This is a genomic window from Nitrosomonas sp. ANs5 (assembly GCF_050584665.1).
Taxonomy (GTDB): Bacteria; Pseudomonadota; Gammaproteobacteria; order Burkholderiales; family Nitrosomonadaceae; genus Nitrosomonas.
This window is the reverse complement of the sequence record NZ_JBEUDO010000089.1, coordinates 1-6,238: the sequence shown is the minus strand read 5'-3', so window position 1 is coordinate 6,238 and position 6,238 is coordinate 1. Positions and strand designations below refer to the sequence as shown.

Below are 6,238 nucleotides of genomic sequence, written 5' to 3'. Positions count from 1 at the left end.
CAAAATCTCTATAAGCGGCTGCAGCCCGTTTCCGTTGTTTCCCAAACTGGCTCAGCATCCAGTCCGTTTGCAGCCACTCAGGACGGCTGCTTTTTCCGATCATGGCTGAATAGCTGCTCCAGGGCCATTGCTCGACATCCTTCACCCTGCCCGCCCGCACAGGATTCAGCACAACATAGCGCGAGAGTTCAAGCAGATAACTTTCCTTTTCCACCAGAATGGCTTTGTATCGCCCCTGGTAGACATGCCCAACACGATTATGCGCACGATTGAAGGTTTGCGTATAGACGCCATTTAACTGCCGCATTCCTCGAGACAGATTTCCTTCAAGCGTTTCTACAACGATATGATAGTGATTATCCATCAAACAATACGCATGGCAAACCCAGTTAAACCGTTTGCAGACCTGGCCAAACAATGTCAGCCAGTTGATACGGTCAGCATCATCCAGATAAATTTCCTCCCGGCGGTCTCCTCGGGAGGTCACATGATACAAACCACCCGGGAATTCAATTCTTAACGGTCTTGCCATTGTCAGTTTCCAGATTTCAATATTGTGTAGGATAGATTATCATATATTTTAATTCAAGACTTGACCCCATGTTTGTGTAGGTTGAAATAACAGAACATCCATTATTCGATTTATTCCAGCGAGGGCAAAGGGATATGCAGTGAGGCACACACTGCACGCAGCAGCTCCATTTCAGCAGGTATAATTTCACCATCATGGGCGACGGTTGCTACCATTGCGCGGAGCAATTGTTGTTTGCCATGCATTTCCAGTTCATCTAGATTGTTCAAGGCCATATCCAGGAGATTCGGCCAATCCTCGCCGATATCAGTGTTTGCAGTCGATTCAATATTGAGTAGTTTCATACCGGATGACAATGCGGCACTGGCCATGACAAGATCCTTGTGACCATGGTGAGCTAAAATGGCAAGCAGGTTGCTGGCTTCGGTAATAACATCAACTAACTTACGCCGCCCCACAGTACGGGCAAGGGCTGGATTCCGGGTATCGTTGATTTGCCGGGTAAGTAGCCGGGCAAGGGCATATTCGAAGACATCCACTTTGTGATCGGCATGAATGAGCCTCTCAACCAAGGCCACCAGCGCTGTCAAATCGGCCTCCGGCCGATGGCGCAGAGCGGGGAAACTGATTTCCAGAAGCGGGATGCGCAACTCCGGGGCCAGTTTTGGTACAGCCTCCAGCAGTGTCCTGACCTGGGATTCACTCTCAACGCCCAAAGTTTCCAATATCATTTGCAGTTGATGCTTGCGTATCTCCGGGTCAGAATCGATCAGCAGATAACAGACCAATTCCAAGGGCCACTCGCCGGAATGGGCTAGCTGCTCCAGCGTCCTGGGTATCGCTGCAGTCAGCGCCATCGCAGCCAGAATTTGAGAGGGTCCAGGTTGGCCAATCTGGCCAATAAGTGTTTCTGCATCCAGGGGTAGATTTCCAGATCTACCTGAGGCTTTTTGAGATGCGGCAGCTTGTTCTGCGGCTGCAACCTTTGCCTCAGCATGACGCTGCATGCGCTTACGGATGACTTCGAATTCAGCCGGTTTGAAGTCCGGGTCAATAGCGTGGATGCGTTTTATCAATGGCGGATGGGTGGAGAACATCTGCCGCACAAAACCACTCGCGAATAACATATGACCCACTTCTTCGGTATCCGTTTCCAATACCGACCCCGCACTCATTGCGCCGATTTTCTTCAATGCACCTGCTATGCCTTCGGGCTGACGGGTAAACTGAACCGCTGAAGCATCTGCCAGGTATTCCCGCTGGCGCGAGACAGATGCCTTGATCCAGCGGCCAAAAAACATACCAATATAGCCAACTACCAACAGCGCCAGTCCCAGTAGCGCTATCCCGCCAGAGTTACGGTTATTACGTGAAAAACGCATGGCAAAGAGTACCCGCCGGCCTATCAGCGCCATCACTAGAATGCCGAACAGAATACCGATAAGTCGTATATTCAGACGCATATCGCCATTGAGAATATGGCCAAATTCATGTGCCATCACACCCTGAAGCTCATTGCGGCTGAGGTTTTCCAGAGCGCCACGGGTTACCGCGACAGCGGCATCCGCAGGTGTATAACCAGCAGCAAAGGCATTTATTCCTGATTCCTGTTCAAGCACATAAATCTCTGGGACCGGCACACCGGCAGCGATGGCTATTTCTTCCACAACATTGCGCAGCCGCCGCCGCAACGGATCAGTGGTATCCGCTTCCACCAGTGTTCCGCCAAATTCCCGAGCTACTGCTCCGCCACCACTGCGTAAGTTCAGACTGCGGTACAAACTGGAAAAACCGATGACCCCACCAGTCAATAATGTAGTCCAGACAAGCAAATCAAGATGCTGACTGATGAATGCCTGGGAGAGGATGGGCTCACCGAGAGGCTGAGCGCGACCGAAAGCAATCAACACAATGAGATTCACCACCAGAATGATCACGATGACAGCAAGAAGAAACAGCAGCAATAGCAATCGGGTCCGGCGCTGTGCGCGGTCTTGGTGTTCAAAGAAATTCATACTGTTAATCTGCTATTTACTGAAACGATACCTTAACCGCCTCACGCTTTTGAACATCTTCAATCTCCAGTAATTGTGCGGGTTGGAAACTGAAGTTGTTGGCGATGAGGTTGTTCGGGAACATCTCGCGCATAGTGTTGTAGGACATGACAGCATCGTTGAATGCCTGGCGAGCAAAGGCGACCCGATTCTCGGTGCTGACCAGCTCCTCTGAAAGTTGCATCATGTTTTGGTTGGCCTTTAGCTCAGGATAGTTCTCAGACAGGGCAAACAATCGACCCAGTGCGCCGGTCAAGCCCTGCTCCGATTGCGAAAGACGCCGAACTGCTTCGGCATTGGTCGGGTCGGCAGCGACTTCTTTCAAGTTACCTACAGCCTGATTCCGTGCATGAATCACTGCTTCCAGGGTATCCCGCTCGTGGCTCATGTAACGTTCGGCCACTTTGACTAGATTCGGAATCAAGTCATAGCGCCGTGTAAGCTGAACATCTATCTGGGCAAAAGCATTCTTATAACGGTTGCGCATGGAGACCAGGCGGTTGTAGATGACAATCGGAACAATGACAACCAACAAGACCAATCCAATTAAAATCCATTCCATATTTGATAGCTCCAAAAAAACATTGCGTTATAGTCTACTATCCAAAGTCGACAATGGCGAGGAAATCGGCTAGCAATACTGGGCCAAGTCTTGTGACAAAACATCATACCCCGGCTTTTTTAACAATGCGACTGACAGTCGCATAATGCAGCCCGAATTCATCCGCTATCGCTTTCATTGTATAGTCGCCTGTTTGATAGGCTGCTGCAATCCCTGCATTTCTGTCATTGAACGATGAATAATATGAAAGCGGCTTGGCATTTGCTCTTCGCTGCGCGCGTGGAATTTCACTGATATTGTGATCGGATTGCACATGCTGCTGCATGGTTTCGACAAATTCTTCCTTGCCAAGATAAATTTGCCCACGCAAGTCATTCCAAACACTCGGCAATTCCACCCCCGCGCGCACAAAATCTCTATAAGCGGCTGCAGCCCGTTTCCGTTGTTTCCCAAACTGGCTCAGTATCCAGTCCGTTTGCAGCCACTCAGGACGGCTGCTTTTCCCGATCATGGCTGAATAGCTGCTCCAGGGCCATTGCTCAACGTCTTTCACCCTACCCGCCCGCACAGGATTCAGCACAACATAGCGCGATAATTCAAGCAGATAACTTTCTTTTTCCACCAGAATGGCTTTGTATCGTCCCTGGTAGACATGCCCAACACGATTATGCGCACGATTGAAGGTTTGCGTATAGACGCCATTTAACTGCCGCATTCCTCGGGACAGATTTCCTTCAAGCGTTTCTACAACGATATGATAGTGATCATCCATCAAACAATACGCATGGCAAACCCAGTTAAACCGTTTGCAGACCTGGCCAAACAATGTCAGCCAATTGACACGATCAGCATCATCCAGATAAATTTCTTCCCTGCGATCTCCTCGGGAAGTCACATGATACAAACCCCCAGGGAATTCAATTCTTAACGGTCTTGCCATTGTTAGTTTCCAGATTTCAATATTTTGTAGGATAGAGTATTGTTCATGGCAAGACAAGACTTGACCCCATGCTTGCTTTACAAAAGTAAAGGCTGTGCAGGATCGCGCCGTAGTAGATTTAGATATTGTGGGGGATCAAGTTTTACCTAGTACAATTCAAGGCAGATGGGAATGGCGTACAGGCTTGAACTTTAAGGACTGGGCTAAACACGCTGCTTTTGATTTGCTGGGAAAGGTTACATGCACAGTTTTTATGGGTGCATTGTTCATCAGAAATGAGCAAAAGCTGAAACTGCGCTTTACCCTTGGCGCAAAACAAACCGACCTTGCCGGTCATTAATGATTCGTCTTAATACGCTAACGGGGGGGGAAGTATGTTCGAAAGGTGTTTTCCAGGGAAAAGTAGCCAATTTTGAAAAACTGACTTGAGTCAGATGGTTTTTCTTTGCCTCAAAATATAGATTTCTCAGCAAATGTTGTTTGAATTAGTGGGAGCTGCTGTTTGAGTACCTCAGTAATTTTACCTCATGGTTTGACCTGGTTGAGTAAAAGTGGGCACGAGTTTCTGTGTAAGCTCTGAGTAAGTGCCATTCAGGTCACATCCCAGAGTTATGGTCAATCGCTATCTGTTCAGTACTGCTCCAGGGTTATAGGCGGGTTTATGCCTTGCGCGCGGAGTTCGTCCCCGAAAGCCTCGCGCAAATACAGCAACGCTGCGTATTCATGAACAAGTCTTTGCACATCCGGCGAAATGCTCTCCCCTTGACCACCTACGAAACGCTCGGCCAGCATCAATTCGACAGTTTCCGGATGCAAGTCGGGATAGTCGCCTGCCCGGGCAATAGCCAACGCGCTGAGTGCCTTTTTATACTCCTGCCCCTTCGCTTTCAGGAGCCGGCTGATCTCATCAAAGATCTCCTGCGGCGTCATGGGTGCCGCCGGTTTGTTGTAGAGGGCAGCAGGCACATACTCCCGTACTGCTTCCCACTTTATCGGCTGGTCGACCTGCACGGGTGCCGGAATCTGGTAGCCGAGGATCACAATAGCTTCCGCCGATGCCGTAGCCATGGCTTGCTGCGCAAAGGTCGGCAACGTGATTGCCAACATCAAAATCACACTCAATAGATATCGCATGGTCTTTTCCTTGGCACTTATATATAAATCAAGAAATCAAGGGGGCCGGATTCAGTTGATCCAAATCCGACCCATTGGTTTACTGTACCACCCGTGTCAGAATCACGGTCTGGCGGGGGTCCCTGAAGTCTGCTCCAGTTCCCTCATCTGTGAATCGTCCAAGTATAAGTTGCTCTCCACTCTGCCGTATTCCTATTAGCATATTTTCGTGCCATCCATTTCTGTGTATATGTGAAGAACCGCCCCCCCTAGAGTTGCTTGCTAGAAATCCATAAGTCCATTCATCAGTTAAGTTTGGAACAATATCACGCATTCCAATAGTGTTGTGCCCATTAGCTGGTCCGGAAATAATTTCTGCTGTAAGCAAATCAGCTGAACCACAGCCAGCATGGCTGACTCCACGGAAAGTATAGAGCGAGCGGCTGTCATTCAAGATCGTGGGCCCTTCCAGTACATAACATTGATTATCCTGGGTGCGGTAAAGCCCGGTACGAATATTCGTGATCGTTTGCACCGGCTGGGAGATTGCGACTGAAGCGATTTCCTCGAAAGTAAACCCTTGGTTGGGTAAGAAAGAAAATCGGAACGACGCATCAAATAACGTGGTCTGACCGGTATTGATATCCGTGACCGGAACGCGCAACATATTGACATGACGCCCATTGCCAATCACATGACCAGCATGAAAATCGATCTTGAGGTTTGTCCCTGGAATGACTTCCGATACGGCTGGCCCAGCGAACATACTGCCTGCAACCGCAGCCAGTAAAACAGTAAATAATTTTTTCATTTTTATTTTCCCCTTCATTTGAAGAATACCGTGGTACTGATAATTTCAAATATTCCAAATAGATAATTCCTGAAAAAACAGCTTGCGTGACAACAAAGTAGAGTAAAAGACATAGAACAGCCATTTATCCCTCTTTTAAAATACATTCATAAAAAAGTAACTGTCAAGGTTTTTAGGCAATAAAGTTGAACCAATAGCGTGTAAAGGTGCTGCCTAACAAAATTGT

The 6,238-nt window shown here is 48.5% G+C and carries 7 protein-coding genes; 1 reads left to right on the top strand and 6 read right to left on the bottom strand.

Annotated elements, in window-relative coordinates; genetic code table 11:
* From ABTW62_RS13320 to ABTW62_RS13305, 4 genes are all read right to left on the bottom strand, one after another.
* On the bottom strand, positions 1-532 hold a 532-nt coding region (locus ABTW62_RS13320), incomplete at its 3' end, for an REP-associated tyrosine transposase (RefSeq protein ID WP_430905063.1).
* A gap of 110 nt (positions 533-642) precedes the next feature.
* Complete coding sequence (locus tag ABTW62_RS13315) at positions 643-2,547, bottom strand: M48 family metallopeptidase (protein ID WP_430905062.1); 1,905 nt, start codon at positions 2,545-2,547, stop codon at positions 643-645.
* A gap of 16 nt (positions 2,548-2,563) precedes the next feature.
* Positions 2,564-3,148, bottom strand: a complete 585-nt coding sequence (locus ABTW62_RS13310) for a LemA family protein (protein ID WP_430905061.1) — start codon at positions 3,146-3,148, stop codon at positions 2,564-2,566.
* 103 nt (positions 3,149-3,251) lie between these two features.
* Entirely contained in the window at positions 3,252-4,088 is an 837-nt protein-coding gene (locus ABTW62_RS13305; RefSeq protein ID WP_430905060.1) for an REP-associated tyrosine transposase, read from the bottom strand.
* A 94-nt stretch (positions 4,089-4,182) separates the two neighbouring features.
* On the opposite strand from ABTW62_RS13305, the gene ABTW62_RS13300 reads away from it, so the two are divergent.
* Positions 4,183-4,428: a hypothetical protein gene (locus ABTW62_RS13300; RefSeq protein WP_430905059.1), complete on the top strand. Its 246-nt coding sequence runs from the start codon at positions 4,183-4,185 to the stop codon at positions 4,426-4,428.
* Between the two features lie 290 nt (positions 4,429-4,718).
* Here ABTW62_RS13300 and ABTW62_RS13295 read toward each other — a convergent pair whose 3' ends face one another.
* Positions 4,719-5,222, bottom strand: a complete 504-nt coding sequence (locus ABTW62_RS13295; protein WP_430905058.1) for a hypothetical protein — start codon at positions 5,220-5,222, stop codon at positions 4,719-4,721.
* 79 nt (positions 5,223-5,301) lie between these two features.
* Positions 5,302-6,012, bottom strand: coding sequence for a hypothetical protein (locus tag ABTW62_RS13290; RefSeq protein ID WP_430905057.1), 711 nt, complete (start codon positions 6,010-6,012; stop codon positions 5,302-5,304).
* Positions 6,013-6,238 lie beyond the last annotated feature (226 nt).